The sequence below is a fragment of the Streptomyces yaizuensis genome (assembly GCF_034961445.1).
GTDB lineage: Bacteria > Actinomycetota > Actinomycetes > Streptomycetales > Streptomycetaceae > Streptomyces > Streptomyces yaizuensis.
In genome coordinates, this window is the sequence record NZ_BSBI01000009.1 from 153,332 (window position 1) to 168,498 (window position 15,167).

General features: G+C 74.4%; 12 protein-coding genes. 5 read left to right on the forward strand and 7 right to left on the reverse strand.

The features are described from left to right. Positions 1-35: 35 nt before the first annotated feature. The 3 genes from SYYSPA8_RS21855 to SYYSPA8_RS21865 form a co-directional block, all read right to left on the reverse strand. Positions 36-884 carry an amino acid ABC transporter ATP-binding protein gene (locus tag SYYSPA8_RS21855; protein ID WP_407706052.1) on the reverse strand — a complete coding sequence of 283 codons (849 nt, stop codon included), beginning with the start codon at positions 882-884 and terminating at the stop codon, positions 36-38. Between the two features lie 65 nt (positions 885-949). Further along, entirely contained in the window at positions 950-1,747 is a 798-nt protein-coding gene (locus tag SYYSPA8_RS21860; RefSeq protein ID WP_407706053.1) for an amino acid ABC transporter permease, read from the reverse strand. After that, positions 1,744-2,523, reverse strand: a complete 780-nt coding sequence (locus SYYSPA8_RS21865; RefSeq protein ID WP_323448952.1) for an ABC transporter substrate-binding protein — start codon at positions 2,521-2,523, stop codon at positions 1,744-1,746. The genes SYYSPA8_RS21860 and SYYSPA8_RS21865 overlap by 4 nt, the downstream gene beginning before the upstream one ends. A 323-nt stretch (positions 2,524-2,846) precedes the next feature. Here SYYSPA8_RS21865 and SYYSPA8_RS21870 point away from each other — a divergent pair, with 323 nt between their 5' ends. Together SYYSPA8_RS21870 and secD are read left to right on the forward strand one after the other, a co-directional pair. Continuing rightward, positions 2,847-3,257: a hypothetical protein gene (locus tag SYYSPA8_RS21870; protein WP_323448953.1), complete on the forward strand. Its 411-nt coding sequence runs from the start codon at positions 2,847-2,849 to the stop codon at positions 3,255-3,257. A 128-nt stretch (positions 3,258-3,385) separates the two neighbouring features. Beyond that, positions 3,386-5,764, forward strand: coding sequence for a protein translocase subunit SecD (gene secD, locus SYYSPA8_RS21875; protein WP_323448954.1), 2,379 nt, complete (start codon positions 3,386-3,388; stop codon positions 5,762-5,764). 390 nt (positions 5,765-6,154) lie between these two features. On the opposite strand, the gene SYYSPA8_RS21880 is transcribed toward secD, so the two are convergent. The 3 genes from SYYSPA8_RS21880 to SYYSPA8_RS21890 form a co-directional block, all read right to left on the reverse strand. Then, positions 6,155-6,625, reverse strand: a complete 471-nt coding sequence (locus SYYSPA8_RS21880; protein WP_323448955.1) for a GNAT family N-acetyltransferase — start codon at positions 6,623-6,625, stop codon at positions 6,155-6,157. A gap of 65 nt (positions 6,626-6,690) precedes the next feature. Beyond that, positions 6,691-7,152 (reverse strand): VOC family protein, encoded by a 462-nt coding sequence (locus tag SYYSPA8_RS21885; protein ID WP_323448956.1) that lies wholly within the window; start codon positions 7,150-7,152, stop codon positions 6,691-6,693. A gap of 106 nt (positions 7,153-7,258) precedes the next feature. Next, positions 7,259-7,981 (reverse strand): siderophore-interacting protein, encoded by a 723-nt coding sequence (locus SYYSPA8_RS21890; protein ID WP_323448957.1) that lies wholly within the window; start codon positions 7,979-7,981, stop codon positions 7,259-7,261. Positions 7,982-8,117: 136 nt separating this feature from the next. Between SYYSPA8_RS21890 and SYYSPA8_RS21895 the strand changes: the two genes are divergently transcribed. The 3 genes from SYYSPA8_RS21895 (at position 8,118) to SYYSPA8_RS21905 (ending at position 13,380) form a co-directional block, all read left to right on the forward strand. Further along, positions 8,118-10,190, forward strand: a complete 2,073-nt coding sequence (locus SYYSPA8_RS21895) for a penicillin acylase family protein (protein ID WP_323448958.1) — start codon at positions 8,118-8,120, stop codon at positions 10,188-10,190. Continuing rightward, positions 10,180-10,773 (forward strand): GNAT family N-acetyltransferase, encoded by a 594-nt coding sequence (locus tag SYYSPA8_RS21900; RefSeq protein ID WP_323448959.1) that lies wholly within the window; start codon positions 10,180-10,182, stop codon positions 10,771-10,773. The genes SYYSPA8_RS21895 and SYYSPA8_RS21900 overlap by 11 nt, the downstream gene beginning before the upstream one ends. 969 nt (positions 10,774-11,742) lie before the next feature. Then, on the forward strand, positions 11,743-13,380 hold the full coding sequence (locus tag SYYSPA8_RS21905; RefSeq protein ID WP_323448960.1) for a PP2C family protein-serine/threonine phosphatase: 1,638 nt from the start codon (positions 11,743-11,745) through the stop codon (positions 13,378-13,380). Positions 13,381-13,498: 118 nt separating this feature from the next. Here SYYSPA8_RS21905 and SYYSPA8_RS21910 read toward each other — a convergent pair whose 3' ends face one another. Beyond that, positions 13,499-14,992 (reverse strand): DNA-binding protein NsdB, encoded by a 1,494-nt coding sequence (locus SYYSPA8_RS21910; RefSeq protein ID WP_323448961.1) that lies wholly within the window; start codon positions 14,990-14,992, stop codon positions 13,499-13,501. Between the last annotated feature and the right edge of the window lie 175 nt (positions 14,993-15,167).

Below are 15,167 nucleotides of genomic sequence, written 5' to 3' on the forward strand. Positions count from 1 at the left end.
CGGCCTAGAACGAGCGCCGATCCTGAGGACCACGGTCATGGGGATGGGGCGGGCGGAGGTGTGCGGACGCCCGCCGGGTGCAGGACGCGGCGGAGGAAATCCCGCGTCCGCTCGTGCACGGGGTCGCCGACGACGCGGGCCGCCGGGCCCTCCTCCACGACCACGCCGCCGTCGAGGAAGACGACCCGGTCGGCGACCTCGCGGGCGAAGGCCATCTCATGGGTGACGACCATCATGGTCATGCCGTCGCCGGCCAGCTCCCGCAGCACCGCGAGGACATCGCCGACGAGTTCGGGGTCGAGGGCCGAGGTCGGCTCGTCGAACAGCATCACCTCGGGCCCCATGGACAGCGCACGGGCGATGGCCACCCGCTGCTGCTGGCCGCCCGAGAGCTGGGACGGATACGCGGCCGCGCGGTCCGCGAGGCCGACCCGGGCCAGGTTCTCCCGGGCGACGGCCACCGCGTGCTCCGTGTCCCGGCCGAGGACCCGCCGCTGCGGGAGGGTGAGGTTCCCCAGGACATCGAGATGGGGGAAGAGGTGGAACTGCTGGAAGACCATCCCGATCCGGCGGCGGGCGGCGTCGATGTCGGTGTCCGGGTCGGTGATCTCGGTTCCGCCGACGGTGATCCGGCCCGCGCTGGGCACCTCCAGCAGATTCACGCAGCGCAGCAGGGTGGACTTGCCGGACCCGGAGGGCCCGATCACGCAGACGACGTCCCCGGGGGCGGCGTCGAGGTCGATCCCGCGCAGGACCTGGTGGTCCCCGAACGACTTGCGCACGCCCCGGATACGGATCTCCGCTCCCCGGACCGTGCCCGACGGTGCCGGTGCCGGTGCCGGTGCCGGTTTCGGCGCCGGTTTCGGTGCCGGTGTCCCTGTCATGTGCCCCTCCGCTCGATTCGTCGGTGTGGTGGACGTCGGCGCCGCTCCCGCCGGGCCGGGCCCGCTCAGCCCGAGCGGGCCGCTCGGGCCTCAAGACGCCGTACCACCAGGCTCAGCGGCACGGTCACGAGCAGATAGCAGACGCCGGCGACCAGGATCGGGGTCGAGTTGGCCGTCTGCCCGGCGAGGTCCCGGCCGAACTTGGTCAGTTCGCGCTCCGTCAGGGTGACCCCCAGGAAGAGCACCAGCGAGGAGTCCTTGAACAGCAGGACGAGTTCGTTGGTCAGCGGCGGGACCACGATCCGCAGCGCCTGCGGAATGATCACGGAGATCATGGCGCGGGAGTGGGAGAAGCCGAGCGAGCGGGCGGCCTCCCACTGGCCCCGGGGCACGGCCTGGATGCCCGCCCTGATGGTTTCGGCCATGTAGGCGGCGGCGACCAGGCCGAGGCCGAGCGCGACCTTGCCGTAGGTGCCGCCGGGGATCTCGGTCCCCGGGAAGGCGAGCGGGACCGCCACCCCCACGAAGATGAAGATCAGCAGGGCGGGCAGTCCCCGGAACACCTCGATGTAGACGGTGGCGGCCCAGCGGTAGGGGGCGACGGACGAGAGCCGCATCAGGGCGACGACCAGCCCGAGGACCAGGCCGAGGGCGAAGCCGGAGAGGGTGTAGAGCACCGTGTTCCGCAGGGCGACGGTGAGGATCTCCGGGAAGAGCTGCCCGGCCAGGTCCCGCTGGGCGAACTGGTCGGCGAGGGTCTCCCAGTCGGCGTACGCCGCCACGAAGGCGACCGCGGCCGCGAACACCGCGTACTGGACACCCTGGAGGACCCTCCGGCGCCGGCGGGCCGGCCGGCGGCTCACCCCGAGCCCTTGGGCAGCGGTCCGATCCACTCCCGGTGCAGCCGCTCGTACCCGCCGTCGGCCCGGGACTCCTCGATGACCTGGTCGATGGCGGCGCGGAGTTTGTCGTTCCCCTTCTTGACGGAGAATCCGTACCGCTCCCCGGTGTCGATGGACCGGCCGAGCCGGAACGTCCGCGCGTTGGCCGGGTCCTTCAGCCAGCCCTGGACGACCGGGTAGTCGATGACGACGGCGTCGACCTGGCGGGTGCGCAGCCCGTTGAGGACGGCGTCCGCGCTCTCGAAGGCGACCGGGTCGAAGCCCTGCTCCTGGGCGTGGCTCTCGCCGGTGGTGCCGCTCTGCGCGCCCAGCCGCTTCTTCCCGGAGCGGACCTCGGCGAGCGTGGTCACCTCGCTGTCGGCGGTCGCGAGGAGCGCCTGGGTGGCGTCGAAGTAGGGGATCGAGAAGTCGACGTTCTTCCTGCGCTCGTCGGTGATCGTCATCCCGGCGGCGGCGAGGTCGCACTGGCCGGAGTTGAGGAACGCGCCCGTCTTGAAGTTCTCGAACGGGGTGTCCACGATGTGCTGCTCGACGCCCAGGTTCTTCGCCACCCGGTCGATCAGGGCCACGTCGAAGCCCACGACCTCGCCGTCGCGCTCGAACTGGAACGGCGGGTAGGGCAGGTGGGTACAGGTGGTGAGCCTGCCCTTCGCCACCAGGGGGACGCCGTCCGAGGTGGTCGCCCCCTCGTCGCCGGAGCCGCAGCCCGTGGCGAGGAGCGTCGCGAGCAACGCCACGGCCGACGCCGCCGGCCTCGCCGTTCCGGTGCCTCCGGTGCCTCCGGTGGCTCTGATGGATCTGATGGATCTGATGGATCTGGTGCCTCTGGTCCGTGCTGTGGCCTTCCCGAACACGTACGACCTCCGTCGAAGGGGGGAGTGCGGGCAGGCGGTCACCGGTTCGAGACCGTCCGACGGAGAGCGTAGGCACCGGGCGCGGTCCCGAAGGGACAGTTCACGAGGCGTTCACACGCGCGACGGGGCCGGGGCGCCCCCGCGGACGGGATCACCTAGGGTGGGGCGGACGGAGCGGGTGGAGGCACGGGGCACGAGGGGGGTCGATGGGGCAGCGGGTACGCGCGCTGGTCGCGGCCGTCCTGCCGGCGCTGCTGCTGGGTGTCTGGTCGGCGGTCCTGGCCCTCACGGGTGCCGGTCCGGCCGCCGCGGTCCCGGTGGCCGCGGCCGCCGCGGCCGCCCCGGCGCTGCCGGCCCGTACCGAGGTGGCCCAGCGCGGCCCCGCCGCGCACCCGGAGACCCGGCGCTCCCCGGTCGCCGTCCCGTACGCGGCCGACCGGGAACAGGGGCCCCGGCCGCCCCTGGTGCCCGCGGACGCCGCCGGTGCGGTGGTGTCCGTGGACCCGCCGGTCCTCGCCGGCCGGCTCGTCGCCGGGCCCCGGCAGGAGCGGGCGCCGCCGCGCGCGCCCCACACCCCCCGGCAGAGCCGGGCACCCCCCTCCGCCACGAGCAGCTGACGTTCCCACCGCGCCCGCCGCCCGGTGCTTCGGCCTGTCCGGAGCCGGTACGGCCGGGGCGCGACCTCCCTTTTCCAGCGCGGCCGCCCGTGGGGCGGTCCGCTCGGCTGCCTCTGGAGTGGTCCACCATGTCCTCACCTCCCGTATCGCGTGACAACGCGTCGTCCGGGAACGATTCGCCGTCCCGTCCCTCCCCGCGCGGGCCGGCCCGCCGGCGGGGCTCCCGGGCCACGTTCTGGCGGGCCCTGTTCGCGCTCGCCGTCGTCGTCGCGTCCGTGTGCGTCGCCGTGTTCGTCCCGCCCCGGCTGGGGCTCGATCTGCGCGGCGGCACCCGGATCGTCCTGGAGACCCGCGACTCCCCCACCGTCCGCGCCGACGCGGACGCCACCGACCGGACCCTGGAGGTGCTGCGGCAGCGGGTCGACGCGCTCGGTGTCGCCGAACCCACGCTGGCCCGGTCCGGGGAGCGCCGGATCGTGGTGGAGCTGCCCGGGGTGCGCGACCCCCGTGAGGCCGCCGAGGTGATCGGCCGGACCGCGCAGCTCTCGTTCCACCCGGTCCGGGAGGCCACCGCCGGACCCCGCTCGGGGCCGGAGCGGGACGGCTCCCGGGTGCTGCCCGACCCCGACGCGCCGGGGAGCTTCCTGGCGCTGGGGCCGACCGCGCTCACCGGGGACGGCGTGAAGGATGCCGAGGCCGTGCTCGACTCGATGTCGGGCCGGGGCTGGACCGTCGACCTCTCCTTCCGCGGCGGCGGCAAGGAATGGGCCGGGATCACCGGTGCGGCGGCGTGCGCCGCGCCCGGCGACCCGGCCCGGCGGGTGGCGATCGTCCTGGACGGCGCGGTGCTCTCCGCACCCGGCATGGAGTCCTCGGTGCCCTGCGGTACGGGGATCACCGGCGGCTCGGCCCAGATCACGGGCGGTTTCGGCGCGGACGAGGCCCGGGACCTGGCCGCGCTCGTCAAGGGCGGCGCCCTGCCCGTACCGGTGACCGCCGTCGAGCAGTCCGTCGTCGGGCCGACGCTGGGCGCGGACGCGATCCGGGCGAGCGCCTGGGCGGCCGTGATCGGCCTGGTGTGCACCGGCGTCTTCATCATCGCGGTCTACCGGCTGGTCGGGGCGCTGGCGGCGCTCGCGCTGCTGCTGTACGGAGTGATCTCGTACGCCGCCGTCGTGGCTCTGGGCGCGACGCTGACGCTCCCGGGACTCGCCGGATTCGTCCTGGCCATCGGGATCGCCGTGGACGCCAACGTCCTCGCCTTCGAACGGGCACGGGAGGAGTACGCCCGTTCCGCCTTCCGCTCCGACGATCTGCGCCGGCCGCTGCGGACCGGGTTCGACAAGGCGTGGAGCGCGGTCACCGACTCCCATGTGACGACCCTGCTCGCGGCGGGGCTGCTCTTCGTCTTCGCGACCGGGCCGGTCAAGGGTTTCGGTGTGGTCCTGTCCATCGGTGTGCTGGCGTCGCTGGTCTCCGCGATGGTGATCACCCGGCTGCTCGCGGAGTGGGCGGTGGCCCGGCCGGCGGTGCGGCGGCGTCCCGCGTGGACGGGTCTGACCGTACGGGGCAGGGTGCGCACCCTGCTGGAGCGCCGGCCGCCCCGGCTGATGCGGTACCGGCGCCGCTGGCTGACCGGGTGTCTGGGGCTGCTGCTGGTCGCGCTCGCCGGGATCGGGGTGCGCGGGCTGGAGTTCGGGGTGGAGTTCACCGGCGGCCGGCAGATCCAGTACGCGGCCGAGCGGCCCGTGGACGCGGACCGGGCGCGGCAGGCGGTGGCCGACGCGGGGTTCCCCCGGGCCGTCGTCCAGACCACGGGCGAGAGCGGGATCACGGTCCGCACGGGCGGGCTGAGCAACGCGGAGCAGGAGTCGATCCGTACGGAGCTGGGGAAGGTCGCCGGGGAGGTGACCGTCGAGCGGGACGAGACGATCGGCCCGAGCCTCGGCTCGGAGCTGCGGCAGCACGCCCTGATCGCGCTGGGAGTCGCGGTCGCGGCGCAGCTGCTCTATCTGACGGTGCGGTTCCGGTGGACGTTCGCGGCGGCCGCCGTCGCCGCGATGGCGCAGGACGTGCTGCTGGTCGTGGGGCTGTTCGCCTGGCTGGGCAAGCCGGTCGACAGCGTGTTCCTCGCGGCGCTGCTGACGGTGGTCGGCTACTCGGTCAACGACACGGTCGTGGTGCTGGACCGGCTGCGGGAGCTGCGGCGGGCGTCCCCGCGCGCGGCCTGGCCCGACCTGGCGGACCTGGCGGTGGCGCAGACCCTGCCCCGTACGGTGAACACGGGCATGGGGGCGCTGTTCGTCCTGGTCGCGCTGGCGGTGCTGGGCGGTGACTCGCTGGCGGACTTCTCCGTGGCGCTGCTGGCGGGCGTGGTGCTGGGCATGGCGTCGACGGTCTTCACGGCGATGCCGCTCGCGGTCGGGCTCCAGCTGCGCCACCCGGACCGGGCCCGGCCGGCGTCCGAACGGACCGGGCGGCGGACGGGGACGGGCGCGGTGGTCTGAGCGGGCGGCGCCGGCGGGGCGGTCCGGGATGTGGGGCCGCCCCGCCGGGCATGCGTCCTAGGGAGTGTCGTCACAGTAGCGTCGTCCGCCCGGAGGGCGGGCCCGGCGGGGTCTGGCGCATGGGGTCTCCCCAGGCCCGCCAGCGGACGAGGGATGGGGTCTCCCCAGGCCCCCAGGGCCGTGGGGACGCATCGCAAGGCGGAGGATGGGGGTACCTCCCGGGCCGCCAGGCCCAGGGGGCGAGTCCATGCGGAGGGGGTACTCCCCCTGGCTCCGCCGGTGGCACCCCCACCCGGGCCGCCAGGCCCAGGGGGCCATCGGCGACTGACGACAACGCGGCGAGGTGCCGTGCCAGACCCCGTCGGGCAGACGGGACTTTGACGACACGACCTACGCCTCGCCGTGGAGGCGGAAGACCAGCTCGGGCCGCTCCCAGGGGACGGACCCGGGTATCGCGGGCGAGGTGCCGACGCGTTCGGCGCCCACGCTGCGGTAGAAGCCCTCGGCCGGCGGGTGCGAGACGACGCGCACGGTGTCGAGGCCCGCCGCGCGGGCCTCGTCGAGCATGTGGCCGACCAGCCGGCGGCCTATGCCGCGGCCCTGGGCGGCGTCGGCGACGAACATCAGGTCCAGCTCGGGCGGGCTGAGCACCAGGGAGTAGAAGCCGAGCAGGGTGTCGTCGTCGTCCACGGCGAGATGGACGGGGTGGGTGTCGATGTAGACGGCGCCCACCCGGTATCCGGCGACCATGGCGGCGTAGTGCCCTTCGTAGGCGCGTGACCTGCGGACCATGGCGGTGAGCCGGGCGCTGTCCCGGGCGGTGGCCCGTACGATCCTGATCGCCCCGGTCGCACCTGTCATATGCCTACTCATGGTACGAGTATTACATCAGCAGGTCGGCGGGTCGTGCGGGGATACCGGCGGGGTCAGGTCACGGCGTCCAGGAAGAGGCAGAAGGGGTGCCCGGCCGGGTCGAGCAGGACCCGCAGGCCGTCCTGCTCCGGCAGCGGGTCGCCCTGCTCCGGGGCGGCGGGCCGGGTGGCACCGAGGTCGAGCGCATGGCGGACCGCCGCCGCGAGGTCGTCGACCTGGATGTCGAGGTGGACCATCTTCTGCTGCCGGCCGGGCCGTTCCGGCCAGAGCGGGGGCTCGTACCCCTCCTCGGTCTGGAGGGAGAGGCCGAGGGCGCCGCCGGGCGGGCGGAGATGGACCCAGCCGGGCTCGCTCGCCCGGACCGGCCAGCCCAGGAGGGCACCGTAGAAGGCGGCGAGCCGGTGGGCGTCGGGGCAGTCGAGGACCACGCTGCGCAGGGTGCAGCGGGGGGATTCCGGCGACGGGGGCCCCTGGGACGGCCGGGGTGACTGCGGTGGTACGCCGGTGCCGGGCATGCCTTCTCCTCCCGCCGGGGCCGTCGGCCCTCTGACGTCACGGTCGTGGACGCGCGCGGGAGCCGGCCCCGTGCGGGCGGGCACGGGGTGACGGCGGCGGGGCCGGTCAGGGCCGCCAGTAGCCGAGTGCGTTGATCCGGTCCTTGGCGATACCCAGCTCCTTGCGGGCGAAACCGGAGAGCGCGCGGGTGGTCACCGTGTCGCAGGCGATCCAGAGGTACGGGTCGGCGCAGCCCGCCAGTACGCCGGGGAGTGCCTCGGTGACCTCGGCGACCAGGCGGCGGCCCGCGTCCTCGCGCGGGACGCGGCGCACCTCGTGGCAGGCGGGGTCGACGCGCAGCGGCAGTTCCTCGTCCCCGTCGCCTGCGGTCTCGAACCAGAGGGTCGCGGGGACGCCGGGGAAGGCGTCCAGCAGGGAGTTGACGGCGGGGAGCGAGGCCGGGTCGGCGACGACGAGGAGTCGTCCCGGCGGGGGCTCGGGGGCGGTGAAGCCGGTGCCCTGGAGGGTCGCGTCGACGGTGTCGCCGAGCCGGGCGGCGCGGGCCCAGTCGCTGGCGGGCCCGTCGTGCAGGGCGAACTCCAGACTGAAGGTGCCGGCGACCGGGTCCGGGTCGACCAGGGTGTACGCGCGCTGGTGCGGCTTGCCCGCGTTGCCGAACCAGACGCGGACCCACATCGTGGGGTGGACCCCGGTCCGCGCGAGCATGCCGCCGTCGGAGAGGCGGACCCGTTGGTAGTTCTCGGTGACCTGCTCGGCGCCGGTCACGGTGAAGGTGAAGTCCTTGCCGCGCATCAGCTTGAGGACGACACCCTCCCACCCATGTCCCATCTCCGCTTCCTCCCCTTCTCTTCGGGTATCTCCGGTTTTGCCCATCGAACACCCGTGCATTAATTTAGGCCAGCCTAACCTAAAGTCGAATGGGCCCGGGTCAGTCCGGCCGCACAGCCACCAGAGGCGGGGAAGAGTGAACTTCACGGTCTACCGGGATGCCTGGGGCATTCCGCATCTGCGCGCCGACAGCGCCGGCGAACTCGCCTTCGCCCAGGGCCACAACGCCGCCGTCGACCGCGCCTGGCAGATCGAGGTGGACCGGCACCGCGCACAGGGCACCTCGGCCTCCTTCCTCGGCGCCGAGGCCGTCGACTGGGACCGCTTCGCCCGGCAGGCCCGGCTCGACGACACCGCCCGGCGCTGCTTCGACCGTCTGGAACCGGCCACCGCGGCCTGGGTCACCCGCTACACCGAGGGCGTCAACGCCGGCCTCGCCGAAGGCGCCCGGCGCGCCCCCCAGTTCGCCGCGACCGGTCTGGTCCCCGGCCCGTGGCAGCCCTGGAGCCCGCTCGCCGTCTGGCTCTCCGCCCACATCCTGTTCGCCGGCTTCCCCACCAAGTTCTGGCGCGAGGAGGTGGCCCGCACCCTCGGTGACGAGCTGATCGGCCTCTTCGCCACCGACGCGGGCGGCTCCGGCAGCAACGGCTGGCTGGTGGGCGGGGAGCGCACCGCGAGCGGCGCCGCGCTGATCGCCGGCGACCCGCACCGGATCATCGAGGACCCGGGGGTCTACCAGCAGATCCGGCTGGCCTGCGACGAGTTCGACGTCGTCGGCCTCGCGGTGCCCGGCGTCCCCGGCATCGCCCACTTCGGGCACACCGGCCAGGTCGCCTGGGCCATCACCAACGCCATGGCGGACTACCAGGACCTCTACCGGGAGCGGCTGCGCGCCACCGCCGACGGGGTGGAGGCACTCGGCCCCGACGGCTGGCGACCCGCCACGGTCCACACCGAGACCATCGAGGTCGCGGGCGGCGCACCGGTGTCGGTCGAGGTGATCGAGACCGAGCGCGGACCGGTGATCATGGGCGGTCCCGGCGCGGAGGCCACGTACAGTCTGCGCACCCCGCCCCGGGTCACCGGGGAGCTGGGCTTCGACGCGCTGCCCGCGCTGCTGCGGGCGCGGAACACCGACGACGTCGACCGGGCGTTCGACCACTGGGCCGAGCCGGTCAACGTGGTCCAGGCCGCCGACACGGCGGGCGGGCTGCTGCACCGCGTCGCCGGCCGGGTCCCGCTGCGCCACCCGGACAACATGCTCCGCCCCGTCCCGGCCTGGGAGGCCGAACACGCCTGGCGGGGCCTGCACCCGCTGCCCCGGCGTGACATCCACGGCGGCTTCGCCGTGATGGCCAACGAGCGCGGGCTCGCCGCGCCCCTCGGCGCCGAGTTCGCCCCGCCGCACCGGGCCCGGCGCATCCACGAGCTGCTGAGCGGGCGCGCCGACTGGACCGCCGGGGAGATGTCCCCGATCCACATGGACACCCGGCTGGACTCCGCACCGCCGCTGCTCGACCTGCTCGCCGGGCTGACCGGACTGAGCGGGGCGGCCGAACGGCTGCGGGACCGGCTGGTGCGCTGGGACCGCCGGATGGACGCGGACAGCGCGGACGCCGCCCGCTGGGCCGAGGTGCGCTCGGCCGTGGTGCGCGCCCTCGCGGCCGACCCCGCCCTCGCGCCCCTGGCCGGGCGGATCGCCGCCACGGACCATCCGGGCGAGCTGCGGCCGTGGCTCGCCTTCCTGCCCCGGGTCGGCTTCGCCCTGGAGGGGCTGCTGACCACCACCGCCCTGCCGGAGCTGGACCGGGCAGGCGCCGCGCGGGCCGGGCTCGAAGAGGTGGCCGCCCGCGCCGCGGCCGCGGACGGCCCGGAGTCCACCTGGGGCGGGGTCCACCGGCTCGCCCCCTGGCAGGCGCTGCCGGACGTACCGCAGGAGGGGTGGCCCGGCCTCTCCGGCGACCAGGACTGCGTCCTCTCCACCACCAGCGTCCCGGGGGTGGGCGCCCACAGCTGGCGCGGTCCGGCCGCCCGCTTCGTCTGGGACCTGGCCGACCGCGACAACAGCCTCTGGGTGGTGCCGTTCGGCGCCTCCGGAGCCGACGGCGACCCCCACCGCCGCGATCAGCTGCCCCTCTGGCTGACCGGTGGGCTCGTCCCCGTACTCACCGACTGGAACCGACTCACCGAGGAGAACCGTGTCCGTTGAAACCCCCGAGGACGTCCGGGCCGCCCGCCCGGCCGTGCACGAGCAGACCGTCGACGGCTTCGGCACCGTCCGGCTCGTCCCGCTGGACCCCGGCGCCGACGCCGCGCTGGTCCACGGCTGGGTCTCCGAGGAGCGCGCCCGCTACTGGGGGATGGTCGGCCACACCGAGGAGCAGGTGCGGGAGATCTACGCGTACGTCGACTCGCTGACCACCCATCACGCCTTTCTCGCCCTGCGGGACGGGGAGCCCGTCGCGCTGTTCCAGACGTACGAGCCGACCGCCGACCCGGTCGCCGAGTGCTACGAGGTCCAGCCGGGCGACTTCGGGGTGCATCTGCTGATCGGCTCCGCCGGCGGGACGCAGGAGAGCGGCTTCACCGGGAAGCTGCTCCAGGCGCTCGTGGGGTTCGCCCTCGCCGACCCCGCGACCCGGCGGATCGTCGCGGAGCCGGACATCCGCAACGAGAAGGCCGTCGCACGGCTGGTGCGGGCCGGGTTCGAGCTGGGGCCGGAGATCGAGAAGCCGGAGAAGCGGGCCCGGCTGGCCTTCCTCCGCCGGGAGACGGTGGAACGGGCGGTCTGACCTGACGGGCCGACAGGCCGGCGGCTCGACGGCAGTGGGCCGGTGGGCCGGTGGGCCGGGCCCGGTGGGCCGCGGCGGCGAACACCCGCGGTCCCGCCCGGCCTTGCCCGGTCGGCGGCTGGCCGGTAACGCCGGTTCCGCCGGTCTCCGGCCGGCCCGCCACCGGTCCGGAGGGCGGGATTCCGTAGGCCTTGGGCATATGCCGGACGGATACCGGGCGAGGGTGACTGAACCAGCTCCCCCGGAGGCCCGTGAACGGGTGGGAGGGGGTGCCCGGTGGCCCCGGCCGTCGGCGCCCGGCGTGTCGCACCCTGGCCGGCCACGCCGGGGTGCGCCGGGGCGCCCGGCGTGTCCCACCGGGGCGCAACGCACCACCTCGCGGCGGACGCCGCCCGAGGCCCGCCCCTCCCCCCGCCGGCCCCCCGGATGTGGGGGCGATTCCACGCCATTTGACCGCCCCTTCGGGCCGTCGTCCGCCTCGGGCGGGTCGGTGGCCGAATCTGAACGGTCGACCGCCGGGATACACCGGCCCTCGATCCACGTCCGGCACCGGGCCCCCGCCCCGGTGCCGGACCGGCCGACGCCGGGGCCGCGGCACGGTCCGGCCGCCTCCCGGGGCCGCAGAGACGCAGTTCACCCCTTGTTGCGGCGGCAGACGAACGGTGCCGCACCCACCCCGCCCCACCGGCCTCTCCCCGGGCCCACCCGGGAGCCCCGCCGACCGCCACCGGGCGCGCCCTGGATGTCCCGGACCGCCGCGCCGAGGCGTATCCTGTACCCAACAGCCCTCGGTATGGCCGGAATTCAGCGCATCAGAATGCGCGCCGACGACATATGACGCGGGCACCACCGTACCGAGTGTTGCCGAATCGCTTACAGCCCATCTCTCCCTGTGCAAGAGTCATCACGGCCCCTTGCTCAGACCGTGTCTCAGACCTGGCCGCGGCCGCGCCTGTATCGGAGTACGACATGCCGTCCCATGTGTTCGCGGACCCCTCCGCCTCACAGCCTCCCGAGCGCGGCACCGTCGACGCTCTGATCACCCGGACCCGTCGGCTGCGCGGCGACGTGGACGCCGTACGACGGGACACCACGGGGGACGAGGACGACCCGCACGGCCGCTGGCAGCGGGCGCTCTGCGATCTGGCGGTCCATCAACTCGACGATCTGGGCGCGCATCTGGGGCAGCTCCGGGAGGGGCTGACCGGCCCGGCGGACGGCACGGGCGACCACCCGGGCCCGGCGGACGGGCCCCTCGCCCCGGCCGGCCCGCACCCCTCCGCCGACCCCTCCGCCGACCCCTTCGGCGGCACCGAACCGTTCGACCCCTTCGCCCCTTGCGCGCCCTCCGCTTCCTTCGCGTCCTTCGCGCCGTGCACTCCGTTCGACCACCCCGACCCGCCCGGCGCCGGCACCTCCCTGGACGAACTCGCCGGGCACGAGGCCGACCGGGCCCAGCGCACCGGCTCGCTGCTCAGCCGCATCGGCAGCGCCGAGTGGAATCTGCTCACCGACGAGGTGAGCTGGTCCGACGAGCTGTACCGGATCCTCGGCCGCAGCCCGGAGAGCGGTCCCATGACCCTGGACGAGCTGCCGTCGGTGGTCTTCGCGGAGGACCAGCCGCTGCTGACCGTCCTGGTGACGGGGTGTCTGGTCGACGGGCGCCCCATCGACGGGGAGTTCCGGATGGTCCGCTCCGACGGCCGGGTCCGCACCGTGCACATGACCGGCGAGCCGGTCCTCGACGCGGACGGCTCCACCGCCTCCATGTGGGCGGTCTTCCGCGACGTCAGCGAATTGCGCCGCAGCGAACGGGCGGTCCGCGAGAGCCGGGACACGCTCCAGCGCCGGCAGTACGCCGAACGCACCGAGCGGCGGCTCGCGAAGGAACTCCAGGAGGCCGTACTCCCCGTCGGCCAGGGCTCCCTGCCGCGCGGCGCCGACGGCGACAGCGGCATCGACATCGCCGCCCACTACTTCCCCTCCGGGAGCAGCGCCCTCATCGGCGGGAACTGGTACGACGCCTTTCCGCTGCCCGGCGGCCATTCCCTGCTCGGCGTCGGCGACCTCACCGGGCACGGCGTGACCGCCACATCGGCGACGGCGACGCTGCTGGGCGCGATGCGGGGCATGAGCCTCGCGGGCGTGGCCCCCGGCGAGCTGCTGGGCCATCTCAACCAACTGCTGGACACGGCCGTCCAGCCCGCGCTGGGCAGCGCGGTGTGCTGCCGGTTCGACCCGGCGACCCGCACCCTCTCCTGGGCGCAGGCCGGCCACCCCGCCCCGCTGCTGTTCCGCGGCGGGACGGGGCGCGTGCTGACCCCGCCGGAGGGCGTCCTGCTCGGCGCGACCCCCGGCAGCCGGTACGAGCAGGCCGAACTGCGGCTGCTCCCCGGTGATCTGCTCGTCCTCCACACCGACGGGCTGACCCGCGCCGACAGCACGGATCCGGCGGTGGGCTCCGGTGTCGAGCGGCTGCTCGCGCTGGCCCCCCGGTTCGCGGCGGCCCAGGACGCGCAGGCCTGCCTGCGGGCGATGGTGGAGAGCTTCGGCCAGGAGGGCCGCGAGGACGACGCCTGCGTCCTGGTGGCACGGATCGACGCCTAGGCCGTCTTCTACGGACCAGGCCGGATCAGGAGCGGGGTCGGAACCGGCGCCGGTGGTGCCGGTGGCCGGGCGCGTTCCCGGAGTTCACGGACACCCGCTGTTCTCAGAGCCGCTGTTCTCAGACCTCCGCGTTCCTGGCCCTGAGCGAGGGGCTGTTGGGCAGGGCGAGGCGGATCTCCCGGCGGAGTTCCTCGATCCGGTGGTATCCCGCGAACTGACCGGTCAGCCGGTACATCTCACGGAGCCGGTCCCAGGTCCGGTGCGAGGACGTCTCCCCCATGGAGACCAGGGCGAGCCGGGCGTAGCGGTCGGCCTGTTCGGGGTCGTCGGCGATGAAGCTGGCCGACGCCAGGGAGATGTAGTCGAAGATCTGGGACCGCTGGTGTCCGCTCGCCCTCAGCTCCAGCGCCTTGCGGGCATGGCCCTGGGCGATGGGCGCGGCGGTGGGGTCGTGCTCGGCGAGGGTGCGGTAGGCCAGGGCCTCCATGCCGTGCAGATCGGCCTCGTCGAACATCTGCATCCAGCTGGGCGGCGGGACGTCGCCCTTGTCGGAGACGAACAGTTCCTCCGCCTTGCCGAGGGTGCGGCGGACGGCCTGGCCCTGGCCCATGGACGCCTGGGCCCACGCCTCGATCGTGTAGAGCATGGCGCGGGTCCGGGGCAGGGTCTCGTCGCCTGATCCGGACTGGGCGAGTTTCATCAGATCGAGTGCGTCGTCGGGGCGCCCCAGGTGGACCATCTGCCGGGCGGCGCGGGACAGCGCCTCTCCGGCGCGGGGCCGGTCGCCGCCCTCGCGGGCCGCGTGGGCGGCGATGACGAAGTACTTCTGCGCCGTGGGTTCCAGGCCGATGTCGTGGGACATCCAGCCGGCGAGGACGGCGAGGTTGGCGGCGACACCCCACAGGCGCCGCTGGAGGTGCTCGGGGTGGCGGTAGGAGAGCATCCCGCCCACCTCGTTGAGCTGCCCCACCACGGCCTTGCGCTGGAGCCCGCCGCCCCGGGCGGCGTCCCAGGCGCGGAAGACCTCGACGGACCGTTCCAGGGCTTCGATCTCCTGGGAGCCGATGGGGGCGGCCTCGTAGCGGTCGTACCCGGCGGGGTCGGCGTGCAGGGGGTTATCGGAGTAGGGGGCGTCCTGGGCGAGGGCGGGGTCGGTGTTCAGCCAGTCGTGCATGGCCGTGCTGAGCGACGATCCCGCGGCGAGCGCGGCGCCCGCGCCCACCAAGCCGCGTCGGTTGAGCATGAGGTCCATTCCCGTGAATTCGGTGAGGACCGCGGCCGTCCGGCCGGGCGGCAGCGGCAGACCGTCAGGGTCAGCGGTGCCCTGTTCGTCCTTCCGCCTGCCGGTCCGCCCGTTCCGTGCGAACCCGAGATCCTCGATGGTCACGACACGGCCGAGGCGCTCGGTGAACAGGGCGGCCAGCACCCGCGGCACGGGATCGCGCGGGGTCTCCCCCATGTCGATCCACCGCCTGACCCGCGAGGTGTCGGTCGCCAGCTGGGGGTGGCCCATGGCCGCCGCCTGCCGGTTCACGAGTCTCGCGAGTTCGCCCTTGGACCAGCCGGCCAGGCCGAACAGGTCGCAGAGGCGGGTGTTGGGTACTCCGGTCACGTCAAGCCCCCAGGTTCTCGGCTGAGTTGACAGTAGCCCCCCGTCAGGGGGGTGGCGACTATTCGCCAGGGTTCGCCAGGGTTCGCCAGATGGTGTGCCACCCGCGCGCTGGTGTGACGTAGGAACGCGTCATTCCCGGCCCCGGCGGCCACCGCATTCCCCAGGGTGCGGCGGG

What these genes read in the sequence shown, in the direction of transcription:
- SYYSPA8_RS21880 (WP_323448955.1), bottom strand. Translation starts at nt 6,625, where the DNA reads ATGACAGGTGCGACCGGGGCGATCAGGATCGTACGGGCCACCGCCCGG.
- SYYSPA8_RS21905 (WP_323448960.1), top strand. Translation starts at nt 11,743, where the DNA reads ATGCCGTCCCATGTGTTCGCGGACCCCTCCGCCTCACAGCCTCCCGAG.
- secD (WP_323448954.1), top strand. Translation starts at nt 3,386, where the DNA reads ATGTCCTCACCTCCCGTATCGCGTGACAACGCGTCGTCCGGGAACGAT.
- SYYSPA8_RS21890 (WP_323448957.1), bottom strand. Translation starts at nt 7,981, where the DNA reads ATGGGACATGGGTGGGAGGGTGTCGTCCTCAAGCTGATGCGCGGCAAG.
- SYYSPA8_RS21855 (WP_407706052.1), bottom strand. Translation starts at nt 884, where the DNA reads ATGACAGGGACACCGGCACCGAAACCGGCGCCGAAACCGGCACCGGCA.
- SYYSPA8_RS21885 (WP_323448956.1), bottom strand. Translation starts at nt 7,152, where the DNA reads ATGCCCGGCACCGGCGTACCACCGCAGTCACCCCGGCCGTCCCAGGGG.
- SYYSPA8_RS21870 (WP_323448953.1), top strand. Translation starts at nt 2,847, where the DNA reads ATGGGGCAGCGGGTACGCGCGCTGGTCGCGGCCGTCCTGCCGGCGCTG.